Here is an 18,034-nt window from a genome sequence, read left to right as displayed (position 1 = left end):
TCAGGCGTGCTGCGCGTCGTGTTCGACGTGTCCGGCGGGTTCGAGCTGGAACGTCGAGTGCTCGACGTCGAAGTGGTCGGCGAGGCACGTCTGGAGGGATGCCAGGATCCGAGCGGCCCGGCCATCGGTCAAGGCCGCTTCCTCCACGACGACGTGCGCACTGAACACCGGCGCTCCGCGCGTGAGCTGCCACACGTGGACGTCGTGCACGTCGACGACACCGTCGGCCCCGCGCAGGTGCTCGCGGATCTCGGACACGCGCACCCCGGTCGGCGCGGACTCGGTGAGCACCGCCATGACCTCGCGCAGCAGACCGATGGCCCGCGGGACGATCATCACCGCGATGAACAGGGAGGCGATGGCATCCGCCTGCACGAATCCGGTCATGACGATCACGATCGCCGCGACGATCACCGCCGCGGACCCGATGAGGTCGCCCAGCACCTCGAGGTACGCGCCGCGCACGTTGATGCTGCGCTTCTGGGCGCGCCCGAGCAACCACATCGACACGGCGTTCGCGAGGAGGCCCACGACGGCGACGACGAGCATCAGGCCGCCCTGCACCTCGGCATCGGCCGGCCTGAGCAGCCGCTGCACGGCCTCGAACGCGACCCACAGGCTCAGCACGATGAGCACGATGCCGTTGACGAGCGCCCCGAGCACCTCGGCGCGCTGATACCCGAAGGTGCGGCGGTCATCGGCGGGCCGTGCCGCGATCGCCGTCGCGATGAGCGCGACGACGAGAGCCGCCGCGTCGGTGAACATGTGCGCCGCATCGGCGAGCAGCGCGAGTGATCCGGTGAGGATGGCGCCCACGACCTGCACCACCATCACGGTGGCCGTGAGGTTCAGCGCGATCGCGAGCAGGCGTCGGTTCCCGGCATCGCGGATGCCACCGGCGGGCGCGTGATCGTGCATGGATCCAGGCTAGAGCCGGGCCGTCGGGTGCGGAGGCGTTTGCACGTAGTCGGGAATGAGAGCGGTTCTCGCTCTCCCGCAGCTAAGCATCACGATTAGAACGTCAGACTGCGTGGGGTCGTGCCCACGCTCATGTCAAGCGCCTCCGACGGCGGAGGACTGTTCCGGCCAATCAGACCTCGCCCACTGCAGAAGGTGCCGGCGCTGAGTTATTCGTGATGTCGACGGCAAGATCGTGGATAGCGTTCCGCGCCCCATCTCACGCCAGGGACCGGAGCCGGGAAAGCAAGGCAATCACTCGGTCCTTCGTCGTGTGAATTTCACCCTTCTCAAATTGAATGTAAGTGAGACCAGCCACGTTTGTCGGAAGCGTCACGCCGGCCTCGCGCAGTATCACCGTGTTGCGGCGACCGATGGCACCTTGAGCGAACCCGGTCTCGTGGACAACGTTCTGGCGCGCGTAAATGGATCCGTCTTCCATCTTGTCCGCGCCAGTCATGACGATTACGGCCACGCTCGCGGATCGGATCATCCCCTCGACCACGTCTAGCGTCAGTTCGCCCGCACGTTCCTGTTCGGTGAAGGCATCCACCTCAAAGCCCGCAGCCACGAGATAGTCACGAACGACCTCCCACGCACGCCCACCGCCGTATGCGATGAAAATCCGGAACGGCCGCGCCGACTGCGCCGCAGCTGCGGAGTTGGGCGGGACGGTCGCGAGAAGCGCCTCGTGCGCGACATCGAACATCGCCACGACGAGGCGTTCATCGGCTTCAATAGACAAGTGGACTGATTCATCCCGAAGCGTGAGCTGAACCGACATCCCAGAGCCCATGGCAGCGTATGGCACGAGGGTCAAGTCCATCGCCAGTGCTTCATCGACGAACGACAGATCGAGGTCTTCCGAGCTGCCCCTCGATGTCTCGACACCGCGCACGTCGGTGAGCTGGAGGCTCTTCATGACCCACCGGCCGCCATCGCGGATCACCTCTTCCAAATGCTTTGCAAACGTCCCGTCGGACGGCTCTCGGCCCTGGCTAGTCGCAAAATCGTCCATCTCCCGCGAATACTGCAGGGACTGCTCGAGGCTCGCAACCGTGTAGCCGCGCAGGGACTCCAGAATCTGTGCGACGGTCCGCTGCGTCAGCACTGCGCCACGGACGTTCGACCTCTTGATAGCCACGCGTTCAGGCTACATATGTGGAACCGCTGCGGACGGTCGTACACCGCTCGCGGGGTGACCGGTTTGCACCCGGCGTCGTCGACCTGCGCCTGTCGGTCGCCGCACAGCGACGTGCCGTCGGTCGATAAACCTATCGGGTCTCAGACGTCCCAGAGGACCCAACGCCACCCAACGAACCTCGACGTGGGACCAGAGTTGCGGCGGTTCTTCCTCTGAGAGCTCTGGGTCAGAGCGTCTGCAGCAGCGGCACGAGGCTCTGGAAGGCGCGGGCCCGGTGCGAGTGCGCGTTCTTCTCCTCCGCGGACCACTCCCCGACCGTGCGCTCGGACGCGGCATCCTGCCCATCCGGGATGAAGATCGGGTCGTAGCCGAAGCCGCCCGGGCCGGCCGGCGCCGTCGCGAGGCGGCCGGGCCAGCGGCCCTCGACCGTGTCCTCGGTGCCGTCGGGACGCACGAGGGCGATGACGGAAACGAACTGCGCGGTGCGGTGCGGGTCGGCGACGTCGGAGAGCTGGTCGAGAAGCAGCTCGAGGTTGGCCGTGGCATCCTTCTTGTGCCCGGCCCAGTAGGCCGAGAACACGCCAGGCGATCCGCCCAGGACGTCCACCGCGACACCCGAGTCGTCGGCCAGCGCCGGCAGTCCCGTGTGCGCGGCGGCAGCACGCGCCTTGATCAGCGCATTGGCGGCGAAGGTCACGCCGTCCTCGACCGGCTCGGGGCCGTCGTACCCGACGACCTCGAGGTCGGGACGGGTCGCGGCGACGATCGCCTGGAACTCCTCGACCTTGTGCGGGTTGTGCGTGGCGAGAACGACGCGGGCCATGTCAGGCGTTCAGGGCCGCGGTCTGCAGGTCGCGCAGCTGCGCGCACCCGTTGACGCCCAGCTCGAGCAGCTGGTCGAGCTCGCGCTTGTCGAACGGCGCGCCCTCGGCCGTGCCCTGCACCTCGACGAACAGTCCGCGACCGGTGACGACGACGTTCATGTCGGTCTCGGCGCGCACGTCCTCGACGTACGCGAGGTCCAGCATCGGGGTGCCGTCGATGATCCCGACCGACACGGCCGACACCGAGTCGACGAGCACCTCGGAGCGCTGCGCGATGAACTTCTTCTCGCGGCCCCAGGCGATGGCATCCGCGAGGGCGACGTACGCACCCGTGATCGCCGCGGTGCGCGTCCCGCCGTCGGCCTGCAGCACGTCGCAGTCGATCACGATCGTGTTCTCGCCGAGCGCCTTGGTGTCGACGACGGCGCGCAGCGCGCGGCCGATCAGGCGTGAGATCTCGTGGGTGCGACCGCCGACCTTGCCCTTGATGCTCTCGCGGTCGTTGCGGCTGTTCGTCGCGCGCGGCAGCATCGCGTACTCGGCCGTGACCCAGCCCTTGCCCTTCCCGGTGAGCCAGCGCGGCACGCCGTTCGTGAACGACGCGGTGCACAGCACCTTCGTGCCGCCGAAGGTGATGAGCGCCGAGCCCTCGGCGTGCGCCGACCAGCCCCGCTCGATCGTCACGGGGCGCAGCTGGTCGTCGGTCCGGCCGTCTTTACGGGTCATGGGAGTCCTCCAGGGAACGGGATGGATGCCACGCCTCAGCGCGGCAGGTCGATGGCGCCGGTCTGCACCAGCTGCACGTCGCGGATCTCGCGACCCATCAGGCGATGCGCGAGGCGCACGAATTCGTCGGCGGATGCACCCGTGGCTTCGTAGCGGTGGGTGGGGATGGCATCCGGTCCCGCAAGCAGGTCGCCGGACACGAGCTGCCGGTACACGTCCTTCGCGGTCTCGCTGTCGCTCGAGACGAGGCTCACCTCGGGCCCCATCACGTAACTGATGGCGCCCTCGAGGAACGGGTAGTGGGTGCAGCCGAGAACGAGCGTGTCGACACCGGCACGGCGGAGCGGCGCGAGGTACTTCTCCGCGACCGCGAGCACCTCGGGCGAGTCGGTGACCCCCGCCTCCACGAACTCCACGAACCGCGGCGCCGCCTCGGCGAAGACCGTGAGGCGCTCGTTGACCTCGAGCATGTCCTGGTAGGCGCGCGAGCCGATCGTGCCGACGGTGCCGATCACGCCGATGCGGCCGTTACGGGTCGTCGACATCGCGGTGCGGACGGCGGGGCCGATCACCTCCACGACCGGGACGTCGTAGCGCTCGCGCGCGTCGCGGAGCATGGCGGCGGATGCCGTGTTGCACGCGATCACGAGCATCTTCACGCCCTGCTCGACGAGTGTGTCCAGCACCTCGAGCGCGTACCGCCGGACGTCGGCGATCGGCTTCGGCCCGTAGGGCGAGCGCGCGGTGTCGCCGATGTAGAGGATCGACTCCCGCGGCAGCTGCGCCGAGACCGCGCGGGCGACGGTGAGACCACCGACTCCCGAGTCGAAGATGCCGATCGGCGCGTCGTTCATAGGCATCCAGCCTACCCGGCGGTCGCCGCGCTGCCGGGTGGGACGGCTCGGCGTACCGGACTCCGGAGGATCTCGGCGATCCGCGGATCAGCCTCGGCAATGGCATCCGTTTCGAGCGAAAGGTCCGGAGTCCGGCACGGCGGCCGTCCGTGTCAAGCGGGATGCCGGGCCCAGGAAAGGCGGCGCGGCCGGAATAGGCTGACGGGATGACCCGCAGTACGGCCCTGCACACCGATCGCTACGAACTCACGATGCTCGACGCGGGCCTCCGCGACGGCACGGCGCAGCGGCGGTGCGTCTTCGAGGTCTTCGGCCGACGCCTGTCGGGTGGGCGGCGCTTCGGCGTCGTCGCGGGCACCGGACGTCTGCTCGACGCGATCCGCGACTTCCGCTTCGGCGACGACGAACTGCGCTATCTCCGCGACAACCGGATCGTGGATGCCACGACCCTCGACTTCCTCGAGGGGTACCGCTTCACGGGGTCGATCACGGGCTACCGCGAGGGCGAGATCTACTTCCCCGGCTCTCCGCTGCTGACCATCGAGGGGACGTTCGCCGAGGCCGTCATCCTCGAGACGCTCGCCCTGAGCGTGCTGAACTTCGACTCCGCGGTGGCGACCGCGGCCGCGCGCATGAGCGTCGCGGCGGGCGACCGGCCGCTCGCCGAGATGGGCTCGCGCCGGGCCGGCGAGGAGTCGGCCGTCGCGGCCGCCCGCGCCGCCTACATCGCCGGGTTCTCCGCGACGAGCAACCTCGAGGCCGGCCGCCGCTGGGGCGTGCCGACCATGGGGACCGCCGCGCACGCCTGGACCCTGCTGCACGACAGCGAGGAGGACGCGTTCCGCTCACAGATCGCTGCCGTCGGTTCCGACACGACGCTGCTGATCGACACGTACGACATCCCCGAGGGCGTGCGCACCGCGGTGCGCGTCGCGGGCACCGAGCTGGGCGGAGTGCGCATCGACTCGGGCGACCTCCCGATCGTCGCCGGCGAGGTGCGCGCGCTCCTCGACGAACTCGGCGCCACCGGCACGCGGATCACCGTGACGAGCGACCTCGACGAGTATGCGATCGCCGCCCTCGCCGCCTCCCCCGTCGACAGCTACGGCGTCGGCACCTCGGTCGTCACCGGATCGGGTGCGCCCACCGCCGGTCTGGTGTTCAAGCTCGTGGCGCGCGCCGCCGCGGACGGATCCTGGGTCGCCGTCGCCAAGGCCTCCGCGCAGAAGGCCTCGCACGGCGGCCGCAAGGCCGCGTTCCGCACGCTCGACGACGGCACGGCGACCTCGGAGCTCATCGTCGTGAGCGACGGGTTCGAGGAGCTCGCGACCGCCGCGGAGCACCCCGACGCCCGCGCGCTCCAGGTTCCGCTGGTCGTCGACGGGGAACCGGACGCCGCAGCCCTCGGCCCGCAGGGCGTCGCCGCCGCGCGAGCCCATCACGCGCGCGTGCGCGAGGAACTGCCGGTGCGCGCGCTCGCGCTGAGCCGGTCGGAGCCGGCTCTGCCGACGGAGTACGTCGAAGCCTGAGCCCCGGCCGCCCCGCGCGTGCCCCGGGGCCGCACCGCGCGAGCCCCGGACCCGCACCGCGCGAGCCCCGGGGCCGCACCGCCTGAGTCCCGGGGCCGCACTGCGCGTCTGCCTCCTGGCATCCATAAACGCCATCCACGGGGAGAAACGCGACGACAGCGCGTTTCCGCCCGTGGATCGCGTTTATCAGCGGAGGTGGGAGGGACACCGACGGGCCGCGGGGCGGGGGCGCGCCGCGGGGCGGGAGCGGGCCGCAAGGCGGGGGCGCGCCGCGGGGCGGGAGCGGGCCGCAAGGCGGGAGCGGGCCGCGGGGCCGCACCGTCTGAGCCACGGGGCCACGCCGCGCGAGCCCCGGGGCCGCACCGCGCGTCTGCCCCCTGGCATCCATAAACGCCATCCACGGGGAGAAACGGGACGACAGCGCGTTTACGCCCGTGGATCGCGTTTATCGGCGGAGGTGGGCGGAGCACCGACGGGCAGCGGGGCGGGAGCGGGCCGCGGGGCGGGACGCCGGGACGCGCGCGGCGACGCAGTGCGCCCGGGAGGCGGGGGCTCCGCCGCGGGTGAAGCCGCGCTCGGTTCGGGCGAGGTCGGGCGCCGAGCGGCCCGCACGTGCGCCTGCGTTGCCTAGCGTGAAATCCTCGCGGCCGGATCAGGTCTCCCGGATCCGTCCGCGGGGCGTGCACCGAACGGAGAGCGCCATGACCGCCGATGCCCGGCACGACCGACCCGCCGATCCCGCCCGCCGCGCGATCATCTCGACAGCGGCCTGGGTCGCGCCAGCGATCGCCTCGACCTTCGTCCCGGCAGCGGCGCAATCCGGCGGGAGCGTGCCGATCTCGAAGCTCCGCATCGGCCCCGACTTCGCGGCGGAGAACCGGCACCAATACGACCCCGCGACGAATTCCAACCGCGGCCCGCTCGTCGTGTACGTCACCGCCCTGTACGACCAGAACATCGTCTGGTGGCCGACCCCGGATCCGAGCGCCGCCGTTCTCCCCTACGTCGTCTCGGTGTCCGGTCCGCGCTCGGCTCGAGCACCCTGTCGGGCACGCTGAGCATCGCGATCGGCGGCTACGCGCAGGACGTCCGCTGGTACCCGAGCGAGACCGGCTACCCGATCCCCGTCGGCACCTACACCTTCACGATGACGCTGTACGGCAGCGACGGATCAGCGTCGGCGACGACGACGATCGACGTCACCTGAGACCTCAGCTGTTGAGCGATTCGTAGATCTCTTTGCACTGCGGGCACACGGGGAACTTCTCGGGGTCGCGACCCGGCGTCCACTTCTTGCCGCAGAGCGCGCGGACCGGCTTTCCCGTCAGCGCGGACTCGAGGATCTTGTCCTTCTTGACGTAGTGCGAGAACCGCTCGTGGTCGCCCGGCTCGATGTTCTCCTCGCGGATGAGCTCTTCGAGCTCGCGATCGAGGGTCGCGAGACCCCCGCTGTCCGGTCGGTCGAGAGGCGTGCTCATGGTCTGCCAGTGTAGCCGGGGAGCGCAGGGCGGGGACGGTTCCGCGGGAACCGCTTCGCCCGCGGGTCAGGTCGCCTCGGCGAACTCCATGAGACGCGTGCTGCGACGCTCGAACACCGCGGAACCGATGGCGATCCCGATCGCGAACACCGCGACGCCCACGCCGATCCCCACCCACAGGGCCGGGAGCGCGTCGACGGTGTCGGATGCCACGGCCTGCAGGGCGAGCCAGATCGCGGGTGCCGCGGCGAGAAGGGCGCCGAGCATGACCAGGCCCTGAGCCATGACGCCGCCCGAACCCGTGCGCTGCGGCTGTTGGAACGGGCTGTCTCCGGGGCGGGAGACGGCGTACGGCGCGGCGACCGAGGCGATGCTCGACAGTCCCAGCCCCGAGAGGAAAAGCGCGGCGCACACACCGACGAGCGCGGGGGCGAAGGCCCATCGGCCGTGCACGGCGATCGCGAGCGGGATCGCGATCGCGAGCAGCGGCAGCGCGATCAGCACGACGGGGACGAGCCGGCCCAGGCGGTCGGGAAGGCCGCGCACACCGCTCGCGATGTGCATCCACAGGGCCGTCGAGTCGTAGGCCAGGTCGTTGTGCGGCATCCAGCCGAGGAAGAGAGCGATGATCGGTGCCGACAGAAGCACCGCCAGTTCGATCGGGACGCCGGCGACCACGAGCGGCAGCGTCGAGAGCACCGCCGCGATCGGCACCACCACGACGTTCACGATGTAGCGGCGGTCGCGGAGCCAGTACGACAGGCTGCGCGCCGCGACCGCACCACCCGGCGTGCCCGGGAGCAGGGCGAACCATCCGAGTCCCGCGCGTTCGCGGACGGTCACGGGTCGCGGCGTCGTCGTCAGCAGCACCCGGACGAGGACGAACCACGCGGCCACGAGGAGCGCGACCGTCGCCAGCGCGACGACGACGCTTCCGATCGCTGCGCCCGCGGAGGGGGCGAGGGCGATGCTCCAGGCGGCACCGGTGGGCGTCCACGCGAGCACCTCCGCCGCGGCCTCGAGCTGCGACGGAACCGCCCCGCGCCATTCCAGGGAACCCAGGAAGATGCCGACCGGAACGACGACGACGAGCACCGCGACGATGTACACGCCGAAGAGCTCGCGCGACTGCCGTGGACGGCGTACGAGCGCGCCGAGGGCCATGCTCACCCTCGCCAGGAGCACGCACGTGACCACCGCCAGAACGATGGACAGGACGCTCGCCGCCGGCGCAGCGCCGTGCGCCGACCACGCCGTGGCGAGGCTGATCGCGAGCACGATGACCACGAGCACCGGCACGCTCACCAGACCCGCGAGCAGCAGCATCGCCGCGAGCGGCCGCGGTTCGGGGCCGACGACCGCGAAGCGACGCGGGTCGAGAGGATCGACGGATGCCGTGAGGGGCGGCGCGATCGCGAAGCCGAGCGTCACCGCGGACCCGGCGAGCACCGTCACCACCGCGGTCGTCAGGCGGTCGGAATCGGCGAGGGCCGCGACGTTGATCGCGGCGAAGACCGTACCCGCGACGAGGACGAACAGGCCGACGGCCCGGCGGAGCACGTGATCCCGGTCACCCCGCAGGGCGCCGAGCATCATCGCGAGCCTCAGGCGGAGAACGTGTGCAACCACTCGAGCCCCTCCACGTCGCCCAGGCCACCGGACAGTTCGAGGAACCGCTCCTCCAGGGTCGATTCCCCGCGCACCTCGTCGACGGTGCCTTCGGCCAGCACCTGGCCGGACACGATCACGGCGACACGCGAACACACGCGCTCCACGAGTTCCATGCCGTGGCTCGACAGGATCACGGTCCCGCCGTGGTCGACGTAGGCGCGGAGGATGTCGAGGATGACGCCGCTGGAGACCGGATCGACCGCCTCGAACGGCTCGTCGAGCACGAGGAGGCGCGGCGAGTGGATCATGGCGCCCGCCAGCATCACCTTCTTCGTCATGCCCGCGGAGTAATCGGAGACCGGGCGGCCGAGAGCCTCGACGAGGTCGAAGGCCCGCGCGAGGTCGGCGGCACGGCTCTCGACCACGGGGGACGGCAGCCCGCGCAGCGCGCCGTAGTAGTGCAGCAGCTGCCGACCGGTGAGCCGGTCGAAGGTCCGCAAACGGTCGGGCAGCACACCGATGAGTTTCTTCGCCGCGCGCGCCTGCCGTTTCGCGTCGACACCGTTGATCTCGACCGTGCCACCGTCGGACCGCAGCAACCCCGCGATGATCGAGAGGGTCGTCGTCTTGCCCGCGCCATTGGGTCCGACGAGACCGTAGAACGAACCGGCCGGGACCGTCAGGTCGACGCCGTCGACGGCGCGTACGTCACCGAAGGTCTTCGTGACGTTGCGCACCTTGAGCGCGGGCACGGCGGACGCGTCCGCCTCGACGGCGACGGACTCCTCCACCGCGACGTCCGCGGGCGTCGGGTCTTCGGTGATCGCCGGACGCTCGGCATCCGGATCCTCGGCCGAAGCCTCGTCCACCCCGAACAGGTCGGCGAGCGGCTCGTCGGTCGTCGTGTCGTCGTCGGCCGGCTCGAACGCCTCAGCCGATTCTGCCGGCCCGTCTCCGGTGGATTCGTCGAGCTCCTCGACGATGGGCTCGTCGACCGGCTGCTCCGCGACGACGATCTCCTCGGCGGCCGGATCCTGCAGCGGGGGTAGCTCAGCGCGAGCTTCGTCCCCCGAGGGCGGCTCGGCGGCCGGATCCTCTGCAGCAGGCGTCTCGAACTCAGGCTCCGGCTCCGGCTCCGGCTCGGGCTCAGGCTCCACCGTCTCAGCGACCACCGGTTCAGCGGCGATCTCCGCACCCGCGGGCTCCGCACTCAGCGTCTCCTCGGGATCAGCGGACGCGGCCTGCTCGTCGCGCGCTTCGTCCGCTCCTGCGTCGTCCGCGACCCGCGGTTCCTCGACCGCGACATCCGCCGGGGTCGGGTCACCGGCCGGAACGTCCGCTTCGACCGTTGAGGGAAGCGGCGGACGCGGGGGCACGATCAGGTCGGCGGGCAGCGGCGGGGGCGGACCCGGCTCGCCGACGGGCGCGCCGACGACGGGGACGTCCGTCGCATCAACACGACTCTCCGCCGCGGGCGTGCGCGGGGCCGCGGGCTTCTTCGCCGCGGGCGTCCGCGGAGTCGCGGGTTTCTTCGCCGCGGGCGTCCGCGGCGTCGCCGGCTTCTTGGCCGCGGGCGTGCGCGCAGTCGCCGCGGACGTCCGCGGAGTCGCGGGCTTCTTGGCCGCAGGCGTCCGCGGCGTCGCGGGTTTCTTGGCCGCGGGCGTGCGCGGGCTGCGCGGAGCGGGGGTCGCGGCCGCGTTGCGCGCCGACGCCGAACGTGGGGTCGGCTTCTCGACATCGGGCGTGTCGTCGGGCGCGGCAGCATCCGCCTTCGGGGCACGGGAAGCGGGACGCCGAGGCGCCTTCGGACGGGCCGGAGCCGAGGGGGAGGCGTAGACGCTCGACGCATCGTCCTCCGAGCCGGAGGAGGGGGAATCGGGGGGCTGCGGCAGCGACGCTGTCATCACTCAACGCTATCAAGACCCTCCGACAACGACCGGGGGTCGACACGGGGAGTCACCCCGTTGCAGCGCGTCAAGGCCCCGCGCTCGACGAAGACGCTTGGCAGGATGGGGATCATGGCCGAGAAGGTGCACCGCATCCACTCCCTGCCCGACGACGCGCCCTGGAAGGGCGGCCTGCCGCCGGCCGGGTCGGAGGAGCATCCGCGAACGATCCGCATGCTCGACCGTGTGCTGGCCGTGCAGCGGCCCGCGGTGCTCTCCCATCTGCGCAGCATCCGTCTCCGGCATCCGGATGCCACTCCGCAGGAGATCCTGCGGATCCTCGAGCGCCGATATCTGGCGGCCGTCACCACGGGAGGCGCCGCCGTCGGCGCGACCGCCGTCGTGCCGGGAATCGGCACCGGCGTCACGCTCGCCTTGAGCGGAGTCGAGACCGTCGGCTTCCTCGAGGCGACGGCGCTGTACGCGCAGTCGGTCGCCGAGGTCCACGGGGTCGCCGTCGACGACCCCGACCGCGCGCGAGCGCTCGTCCTGACGCTCATGCTCGGCAAGGAGGGCATCGACCTGGTGTCGCAGCTCGCGGCCCAGGCGTCGGGACGCGGCGCCAGCCGGTCGAGCTACTGGGGCGAACTCGTCACCAAGACGCTCCCCCGCGCCGCGGTCGGTCCCCTCGTCGACCGCCTCAAGACGACCTTCGTCCGCCAGTTCGCCACGCGCGGTGGAGCGTCCTGGATCGGGAAGGCGCTGCCGTTCGGCGTCGGAGCGGTCGTCGGCGGAGCCGGGAACAACATCCTCGGCCGCCGAGTGCTCGTGACCTCGCGGCGGGCCTTCGGTCCGCCGCCGCTCATCCTGCCGAAGGACGTCGAGCCGCGCGAAGGGGCATCGCGACTCGAGCATCGCGCCGCCGGTGGCGTCCAGCGCATCGGCGGCGCCATCGCCGGAGCCGTGGGCGCGGCCGGCCGCCGCACGGGGTCCGTCGCCCGCAAGGCTCTCCCCCGCCGCAAGGACCGCGACGACCCGGAACCGGAGTCAGAGGCATCCTGACGCCTTCTCATCGGCCTTCTCATCGACGGAGCGCCCGCGCAAGACCCGAGCGCTCTACGGGTGATCGCGTTAGCCTCACCGCATGGGTGACCTCCTCGATCTCCTGACCGTGTGGATGCCGCGACAGCGCTGGTACGGCACGAAGGGCCGCGACCCGCGTCTGACGCTCGTCGCCGAGTGGGAACTGCTCGCGCCCCGGACCCGAGTGCTGCTCGTGCGCGACGAAGCGGTCACCCCGGCCGCCCTGTACCAGGTACCGGTCTCACAACGGGAACCGGACGCCGTACTCCCCGGGAGTCTCATCGGCCCCGCGGGTGACGGTCTGGTGTGGTCGGATGCCGTCACCGACCCGACCTTCACCGACCTGCTGTTCCGCCTGGTGTCGGTCGGCGGGGCCGGCTCGGAGACGGAGAGCGGATTCGTCGGCCTCGCACTGTCGTCCGCGCCGGCGACGGCCCCGTCGGACATCCCCGCGCGGGTGCTCAGCGGTGAGCAGTCGAACACTTCGATCATCTTCCGCCCTGAGGGGGCGGAGCCGGTGATCTGCAAGCTCTTCCGTCAGGTCAACGCAGGGGTGAACCCCGATGTCGAGCTGCAGTCCGCCCTGGCGGCGGGCGGTGCGACGTTCGTGCCCGCGGCGATCGGCGAGGTGCGCGGCACCTGGACCGCGGCGTCGGGCGAGACGGTGACGGGATCGCTCGCGTTCGCGCAGGAGTTCTTCGAGGGCGTCGAGGACGCCTGGCGCGTCGCGCTGCAGGCCGCCACCGACGCCGACGACTTCTCCGAGCCCGCACGGGCCCTCGGCGAGAGCGTCGCCCGCATGCACGTCGCCCTCGCGCGGACGTTCCCGACCGTCGCCCCCGACGACGCCGTGCGCTCGGCCGTGGCCGCCGCGTGGGAGCGGCGCCTGGGGATCGCCGTCGCGGAGGTCCCGGCGCTCGCGCCGTACGTCGATCGCATCCATCAGGTCTACGCCGAGGCCGTCGCCGCGCCGTGGCCGCCGCTGCAGCGCGTCCACGGCGATCTTCACCTCGGTCAGGTGCTGTACACGCCCTCGAACGGCTGGGTGCTGCTGGACTTCGAGGGCGAACCGCTGCGCCCGATCTCCGAGCGCCGCAGCCCCGACCTCGCCGTGCGGGACGTCGCGGGCATGCTGCGGTCGTTCGACTACGTCTCCGGCGCCGTGGCGGACGACGACGGTGCGGCCGTCCGCGCGTGGGTCATCGCCGCGCAGCAGGCGTTCCTCGACGGCTACGCCGAGACCGTCGGCCCCGAGCACACGGCTCCCGACGCCCTGCTCGCGGCCTGCGAGCTCGACAAGGCCGTGTACGAGGCGATCTACGAGACGCGCAACCGGCCGGACTGGATCGGCATCCCGCTCGCCGCGATCGGCCGACTGGCCCCGCTCCCGGACTGACACGCACGACGAAACGACGCCGCCCCGCGAACATCTCGCGGGGCGGCGTCGTTTGGTGCGGTGGTCAGCTCTGGGGCATCGAGCCCAGCGTCACCTCGGCGGTGTTCTGCTTACCGCCGCGCAGATAGGTCACCTTCGCCTGCGAACCCGCGGCGAGCGCGCGCACCTGGGCGGTCAGGTCGACGGAGTTCGTGACGGGGATGCCGTTGAACTCGGTGATGACGTCGCCCTTCTGCAGTCCGCCGGCCTGCGCCGCTCCCCCGGAGATCACCTCGGCCACGTAGGCACCGGTCGTGGTCGAGCCCTGGACGGAGGCGGCATCCTGGACGCTCGCGCCCAGCAGGCCGTGCGACGCGGTTCCGTTGTCGATGATCTCCTTCGACACGCGCTGGGCGATGTCGGAGGGGATGGAGAAGCCGACGCCGATGTTGCCCGACTGGCCGCCCGACGAGGAGCCGCCGGCGCTGGCGATGGCGACGTTGATGCCGATGACCTTGCCCTCGTCGTCGACGAGCGCGCCACCGGAGTTGCCCGGGTTGATGGCGGCATCCGTCTGGATGACGGCGATCTTGATCGTCTGGCTCGCCTGCCCCGAGCCCTGCTGACCCTGACCGAAGTCGAAGAAGAACGGGCTCTCGCCGCCCTGCTGGCCGCCCTGGCCGCCTCGGCTGCCACCCTCGCTCGAGTCGGAGCCGTCGCTCGGCGCGGCCGACGAGGCGACCTCGATCGAGCGATTGAGCGCGCTGACGATGCCCGTGGTCACGGTGTTCGGGAGGCCGAGCGGCGCCCCGATCGCGACGGTGGGGTCGCCGACGTTGAGCTTCGACGAGTCCGCCCACTCGATGGGCGTGAGGTTGGAGGCGTTCTCGAGCTTGATGACCGCGAGGTCGTACGTCGGGTCGGTGCCGACGACCTTCGCCTTGTACACGCGGCCGTCGGAGGTGGTGACCGACAGTGACGCGTCGCCGGTCTGCCCGTCGAGGGTGACCACGTGCGTGTTGGTCAGCACGTAGCCGTCCGCGCTCAGGATGACGCCGGAGCCGGTGCCGCCGGAGGAACCGGCGCTCGCGCTGATGGTGACGACGCTCGGGACGACCTTCGCCGCCACGGCCGCGGTGGCGTTGACCTTGCCCGGGTCGTTCACGGTGATCGCCGTGGGACCCGACGCGGTCGCGCCGGTCGAGCCGCCCCACAGGGCGAGACCCGCGTAGGTTCCGCCGAGGCCGGCACCGCCGCCGACGAGCGCGGCCGCGACGAGCAGCGCGGCGATCTTCGTGCCGGAGCTCTTCTTCCGCGGCTTGGCGGCCTCGGACTCGGGGAGGGTCAGCGTCGGGTGGGTGCCGTACGTGCCGCCCGCCGCCGGGCCGAACGCCTGCCCCGTCGGGGCGGTGGCGCCGCTCGGGGCGGAGGCGTATCCGTGGGCGTGCGGCGCCGGGTGCTGCGGCGTGCCGTAGTGCGGCGCGGCGAGCTGCTGCGGCGCGGGCGCGGCTCCCTGCGCGGCGACGGGGGCCTGCGGGGCGGCACCGGTCTGCGCGGCGGCGGGCTGCTGCGGCGCGGCGGGCGGCGGCCAAGCCGCGGCGGCGTCGACGGGCGAACGGGTCGGCACCGGCGGCACCGCCGGCGTGGAGTCCGCGGCCGGCGCGGCGGCGGGCGTGGTGGTCTCGTGCGACGTGGGAACCGCGCCCTGCGCGGCCGCGTCGGAGGTGGGGCGGGGCTCGGTACCCTCGGGACGGTCGTCCGTGGTGTCGCTCATGGGATGCTCCTCTTTCCTGGCGAGATCAACCATGACCCCGGATGCTGTGGGCTTCCTATGACGCGCATGAGCCACCTCTATCAGTGTCGGAGGAACGTCCCGCGAGGTCATCGTCGGCCTCTCCGTGCCCCCGCTCCGCTACGGTGGGAGGGTTTCGGCCCGGCGCGTCGCGCCCCGTCTTCCCGAAGGCATCCCTCATGCACGACCTCCCCGGCGCGTGGCGCCGCACCGCCCTCGGCGCGGGACTCATCGCTCCCGACGGCACGTCGGTTCCCACGATCTTCGCCGAGATGACCGCGCTCGCCGCGTCCACGGGCGCGCTCAACCTCGGGCAGGGGTTCCCCGACGAGGACGGCCCCGAAGCCGTCCTGGAGGCCGCCCGCCGCGCCATCGCGGACGGCGTCAACCAGTACGCCCCGGGTCGCGGTTTCCCCGATCTGCTCCAGGCGATCGCCGAGCACCAGCGGCGGTTCTACGGGATCGAGCTCGATCCCGCCCGTGAGGTGCTCGTGACGGTCGGCGCCACCGAGGCGCTCGCCGCGACGCTCCTCGCCCTTATCGACGGCCCCGACGACGAGGTCGTGGTGTTCGAGCCGTACTACGACTCCTACGCCGCGTGCGTGGCGCTCGCGGGTTCGCGGCTCGTTCCGGTGCCCCTGCGCTGGCCCGACTTCCAGCCCGACCTCGAGGTGCTGGCATCCGCCGTCTCCGACCGGACGCGCGTGATCCTCGTCAACGATCCGCACAACCCGACCGGTTCGGTGTTCACGCGGGAGGTGCTCGACGAGGTCGTCCGGCTCGCCCACCGGCACGACGCGATCATCGTCACCGACGAGGTGTACGAACACCTCGTGTTCGACGGCCCGCACGTGCCGATCGCGACCCTCCCGGGCGCCGCCGAGCGCACGGTGTCGATCTCTTCGGCCGGGAAGACGTTCTCGCTCACCGGCTGGAAGACGGGGTGGGTGACCGGCCCGGCCGAACTGGTCTCGGCTGTCCTCGCCGTGAAGCAGTTCCTCACCTACGTCGGCGGCTCGCCGTTCCAGCCGGCGATCGCGACGGGCCTCCGGCTCCCCGACGGATTCTTCGCCTCCGTCGCCGCCGAGATGAAGGCCAAGGCCGAACTGCTCGGCACGGGCCTCCGTTCCGCCGGATTCGACGTCAGCACCCCGGGCGGGTCGTATTTCACGGTCGTGGATGCCGCCCCGCTCGGCGCCACCGACGCCGACGCGTTCTGTCGCGAGCTGCCGTCGCGCGCGGGGGTCGTCGGCATCCCGCTCACCGCCTTCGCCTCCCCCGCGCACCGGGGCGACTACGCCACGCTCGTGCGCTTCGCGGCGTGCAAGCGGGTCGAGGTGCTGACGGACGCCGTGGAGCGGCTTTCGGCCCTGTCGCGGGCCTGACCGCCAGGTCAGCGCGGGGTGACGCGGAAGCGCCGCAGCTCGAGCGCGGGGTTCACCCGCCGCACGCGCGCGATCGCGCCGGTGTCGATGTGCGCGACCGCGACATCCGTCGCCGTGCCGATCGTGGCGAGCGCGACGCCCTGCGGGTCGACGACCATCGAGTGCCCGACGCCGAGGGGCGGCGGGTGATCGGCGCCCGCGACGAAGAACGTGTTCTCGATCGCCCGCGCCGTCAGCAGGGTCGTCCATTGATGTTCCTTGAGGGGTCCGCGCACCCACTCCGCGGGGACCAGGGCGACATCGACAGCGGCGTCGGCGAGGGTGCGCGACACCTCGGGGAAGCGCAGGTCGTAACAGGTCATGAGACCGAACCGCAGGCCGTCGACCTCGAACGTCTCGGGCGGGGCGATCTCGCCGGGCGCCACCCAGTCCGATTCCCGCTGCCCGAACGCGTCGTACAGGTGCAGTTTGCGATAAACGGCCGGGATGCCGGCTCCCCCGACGGCCGCAACGGTGTTGCGGACGCGCCGCCCGTCGTCGGCCCGCTCGAGCAGGCCCGCGACCAGGACGACGTCGAGTTCGGCCGCCAGCGCCTGGAGCGCGGTCGTGAAGGGGCCGTCGAGGTCCTCGGCGTTCTCGGCGAGGGACGTGTCGAAAGGGTCGACGAAGTAGCTGGAGTACTCCGGGAACACGACGACGCGAGCACCACGAGCGGCAGCCGTCCGGGCGAGGTCGGTGATGGCATCCACGTTCGCCGGCTTCGAGGCCGCCGGGGCGAACTGCGCCACCGCCACACCCACGCTGTCGTGTGTCATCCGCGTCCCTTCTCGCCGGTCCGGCCGTCGCCGCTGGCTCGGCGGAGAACGGCCGGGCCCACCACCCACAGTACGAGGATGACGACCGCGAGGACGACCACGGCGACCACGGCGGCTTCGAGGCCGATCACGACGTCGAAGACGAACGCCACGACGCCGGTGAGCAGCACCGCCACCGCGGTGAGCGCGGCGATCAACGCGCCGTGACCGAACCGGACGACGACGGGCTTCACTCCGCGGTGGAAGACGGCGCGGTGGAGCGCGACGGGTGCGAGCGCCAAGATCGCCGTGAGCGCCGACAATCCGACCAGCACGAGGTAGCCGGTGCGCTGGGGTCCGCTGAGGTCGGCGAACGCGGGCTGGAACGCCAGAGCCAGCAGGAATCCGGTGAGGATCTGGGTGCCGGTCTGCAGTACCCGCAGCTCCTGCAGCACGTCGGCCCAGTTGCGGTCCGCACGCTGCGCGGCGCTCTCGGGACGCCCGTCCCGGAGGTCGTCCTGGGGGTCGTCGGTGGGGGTCAGCATCCCCGCATCCTGTCGCGTCGCGGGGGTCGGAAGCAACGCCGATTCGACACA

The 18,034-nt window shown here is 71.6% G+C and carries 16 protein-coding genes; 5 read left to right on the top strand and 11 right to left on the bottom strand.

Translation table 11 applies throughout. From position 1 onward, the window contains the following. The 5 genes from RKD05_RS13775 to murI all read right to left on the bottom strand — a co-directional run bounded on the left by RKD05_RS13775 (position 1) and on the right by murI (position 4,505). Positions 1-918: a cation diffusion facilitator family transporter gene (locus RKD05_RS13775; RefSeq protein ID WP_424710824.1), complete on the bottom strand. Its 918-nt coding sequence runs from the start codon at positions 916-918 to the stop codon at positions 1-3. A 259-nt stretch (positions 919-1,177) separates the two neighbouring features. Then, positions 1,178-2,101, bottom strand: a complete 924-nt coding sequence (locus RKD05_RS13770; protein ID WP_424710823.1) for a TIR domain-containing protein — start codon at positions 2,099-2,101, stop codon at positions 1,178-1,180. A gap of 226 nt (positions 2,102-2,327) precedes the next feature. Further along, entirely contained in the window at positions 2,328-2,924 is a 597-nt protein-coding gene (rdgB, locus tag RKD05_RS13765; protein ID WP_424710821.1) for an RdgB/HAM1 family non-canonical purine NTP pyrophosphatase, read from the bottom strand. A 1-nt stretch (position 2,925) separates the two neighbouring features. Then, a complete protein-coding gene (rph, locus tag RKD05_RS13760) occupies positions 2,926-3,651 on the bottom strand; it encodes a ribonuclease PH (protein ID WP_022879262.1) in 726 nt (241 codons plus the stop codon). A 35-nt stretch (positions 3,652-3,686) separates the two neighbouring features. After that, positions 3,687-4,505, bottom strand: coding sequence for a glutamate racemase (murI, locus tag RKD05_RS13755; RefSeq protein WP_424710820.1), 819 nt, complete (start codon positions 4,503-4,505; stop codon positions 3,687-3,689). A 206-nt stretch (positions 4,506-4,711) separates the two neighbouring features. Between murI and RKD05_RS13750 the strand changes: the two genes are divergently transcribed. Together RKD05_RS13750 and RKD05_RS13745 are read left to right on the top strand one after the other, a co-directional pair. Further along, positions 4,712-6,034: a nicotinate phosphoribosyltransferase gene (locus tag RKD05_RS13750; RefSeq protein WP_424710818.1), complete on the top strand. Its 1,323-nt coding sequence runs from the start codon at positions 4,712-4,714 to the stop codon at positions 6,032-6,034. 964 nt (positions 6,035-6,998) lie between these two features. Next, positions 6,999-7,241 (top strand): hypothetical protein, encoded by a 243-nt coding sequence (locus RKD05_RS13745; protein WP_424710817.1) that lies wholly within the window; start codon positions 6,999-7,001, stop codon positions 7,239-7,241. Between the two features lie 4 nt (positions 7,242-7,245). Here the strand turns inward: RKD05_RS13745 and RKD05_RS13740 are convergent, their stop codons facing one another. The 3 genes from RKD05_RS13740 to RKD05_RS13730 all read right to left on the bottom strand — a co-directional run bounded on the left by RKD05_RS13740 (position 7,246) and on the right by RKD05_RS13730 (position 11,027). Further along, entirely contained in the window at positions 7,246-7,512 is a 267-nt protein-coding gene (locus RKD05_RS13740; protein WP_026095843.1) for a DUF3039 domain-containing protein, read from the bottom strand. A gap of 66 nt (positions 7,513-7,578) precedes the next feature. Next, entirely contained in the window at positions 7,579-9,141 is a 1,563-nt protein-coding gene (locus RKD05_RS13735; protein ID WP_424710815.1) for a hypothetical protein, read from the bottom strand. Further along, positions 9,117-11,027: an ATP-binding cassette domain-containing protein gene (locus RKD05_RS13730; RefSeq protein ID WP_424710813.1), complete on the bottom strand. Its 1,911-nt coding sequence runs from the start codon at positions 11,025-11,027 to the stop codon at positions 9,117-9,119. Before RKD05_RS13730 ends, RKD05_RS13735 begins: the two co-directional genes overlap by 25 nt. A 114-nt stretch (positions 11,028-11,141) precedes the next feature. Between RKD05_RS13730 and RKD05_RS13725 the strand changes: the two genes are divergently transcribed. Next, the gene (locus tag RKD05_RS13725) at positions 11,142-12,071 is read left to right on the top strand and encodes a hypothetical protein (RefSeq protein WP_424710812.1); all 930 of its coding nucleotides are present in this window, start codon (positions 11,142-11,144) and stop codon (positions 12,069-12,071) included. 82 nt (positions 12,072-12,153) lie between these two features. After that, positions 12,154-13,488 carry a maltokinase N-terminal cap-like domain-containing protein gene (locus tag RKD05_RS13720; RefSeq protein WP_424710810.1) on the top strand — a complete coding sequence of 445 codons (1,335 nt, stop codon included), beginning with the start codon at positions 12,154-12,156 and terminating at the stop codon, positions 13,486-13,488. Between the two features lie 64 nt (positions 13,489-13,552). On the opposite strand, the gene RKD05_RS13715 is transcribed toward RKD05_RS13720, so the two are convergent. Continuing rightward, positions 13,553-15,241 carry a S1C family serine protease gene (locus RKD05_RS13715; protein ID WP_424710808.1) on the bottom strand — a complete coding sequence of 563 codons (1,689 nt, stop codon included), beginning with the start codon at positions 15,239-15,241 and terminating at the stop codon, positions 13,553-13,555. A 197-nt stretch (positions 15,242-15,438) separates the two neighbouring features. Here RKD05_RS13715 and RKD05_RS13710 point away from each other — a divergent pair, with 197 nt between their 5' ends. Continuing rightward, positions 15,439-16,644, top strand: a complete 1,206-nt coding sequence (locus RKD05_RS13710) for an aminotransferase class I/II-fold pyridoxal phosphate-dependent enzyme (protein WP_424710806.1) — start codon at positions 15,439-15,441, stop codon at positions 16,642-16,644. A gap of 8 nt (positions 16,645-16,652) precedes the next feature. Here the strand turns inward: RKD05_RS13710 and RKD05_RS13705 are convergent, their stop codons facing one another. Next, positions 16,653-17,459 (bottom strand): carbon-nitrogen hydrolase family protein, encoded by an 807-nt coding sequence (locus tag RKD05_RS13705; protein ID WP_424710805.1) that lies wholly within the window; start codon positions 17,457-17,459, stop codon positions 16,653-16,655. After that, positions 17,456-17,983 (bottom strand): DUF6328 family protein, encoded by a 528-nt coding sequence (locus tag RKD05_RS13700; protein WP_424710803.1) that lies wholly within the window; start codon positions 17,981-17,983, stop codon positions 17,456-17,458. Before RKD05_RS13700 ends, RKD05_RS13705 begins: the two co-directional genes overlap by 4 nt. Between the last annotated feature and the right edge of the window lie 51 nt (positions 17,984-18,034).

This window comes from Microbacterium sp. SLBN-111 (assembly GCF_049739645.1).
GTDB lineage: Bacteria > Actinomycetota > Actinomycetes > Actinomycetales > Microbacteriaceae > Microbacterium.
Note: the sequence above shows the minus strand (reverse complement) of the source record. Positions and strands in the feature narration are given on the sequence as shown.